This window comes from Halalkalibaculum sp. DA3122, assembly GCF_043951865.1.
GTDB lineage: Bacteria > Bacteroidota > Rhodothermia > Balneolales > Balneolaceae > JAMQKA01.
In genome coordinates, this window is sequence record NZ_JBINJF010000103.1 from 1 (window position 1) to 667 (window position 667).

The following is a 667-nucleotide window of genomic DNA, read 5'->3' on the forward strand; positions in this document are numbered from 1 at the left end:
TAGAAGGACAAGTTTTCTTCTGGGAGCTGGCCACGCTGGTGGATATCATGCTGATCGGCCATTACATCGAGATGAAATCGGTGATGAGCGCCTCCAGGGCGTTGGAAGAGCTGGCCAAGTTGATGCCGTCGGAGGCTCATGTTGTCCAAGAGGATGGCTCTACAAAAGATGTCCCGCTTGAAGAGCTTCAAAAAGGATTTAAGGTACTGGTCAAACCCGGGGAAAAAATTCCCGCCGACGGCTTGGTCCTGGAAGGGAAAAGCTCAGTCAACGAATCCCTGATGACCGGCGAATCCAAGCCGGTATCCAAGCAGCCGGATGACGAAGTGATCGGGGGTTCCATCAATGGAGAGGGGTCGCTGACTGTTGAAGTTAACCGGACGGGGAAAGACTCCTTTCTCTCCCAGGTCATTGATCTTGTACGACAGGCCCAGGAAAGCAAATCACGCACCCAGGATCTGGCCAATCGCGCCGCATTCTGGCTGACCATGATTGCATTAGGGGCCGGTGCGCTTACGTTTTTTGCCTGGACGTTCTTTACGACCGAAGACTTTGTATTCGCCCTGGAACGCACCGTTACGGTGATGGTGATCGCCTGCCCGCATGCACTGGGGCTGGCGGTACCGCTGGTCGTGGCCGTTTCCACCAGCCTGGCCGCCCAAAATGG

General features: G+C 55.3%; 1 protein-coding gene. It reads left to right on the forward strand.

Annotated elements, in window-relative coordinates; translation table 11 throughout:
* The coding region (locus tag ACG2F4_RS19380; protein WP_395262594.1) for an HAD-IC family P-type ATPase at window positions 1-667 on the forward strand (667 nt) is incomplete at both ends.